The organism is Halomonas sp. ND22Bw (assembly GCF_003011945.1).
GTDB classification, from domain to species: Bacteria; Pseudomonadota; Gammaproteobacteria; order Pseudomonadales; family Halomonadaceae; genus Halomonas; species Halomonas halophila.
Map to the genome: position 1 here is coordinate 1 of NZ_PXWD01000716.1, position 277 is coordinate 277.

Consider the following 277-nt stretch of genomic DNA (forward strand, 5'->3'; position numbering starts at 1 on the left):
GGGCGGGCCGGTGTCAGGTAAGAGCGCGACGGGCGATCCGGGCTATTCGTGGACGGCGGCGCTGGGGTCCCTGACCCTGGCCACCGTGCCGGACGTGCTGCCCGAGGAAGACCTGGTCAAGGTGCGCGCCAACATCGTGGCGGCGGCCCGGACCTATGTCGACGCCGGCTATGGCCAGGGCTATGGCCTGCCGGTCGCGGGCGAGACATACGAGTGGGGATCGAACGGCGCCCTGATGAGCCGGGCGGTCGTTCTGGGTTCGGCCTTCGACTACACC

General features: G+C 70.4%; 1 pseudogene. It reads left to right on the plus strand.

Annotation, left to right across the window (positions count from 1 at the left end):
* Positions 1–10: 10 nt before the first annotated feature.
* Positions 11–277 (plus strand): annotated as a pseudogene (locus tag CVH10_RS19985) (hypothetical protein); the annotation flags it as partial.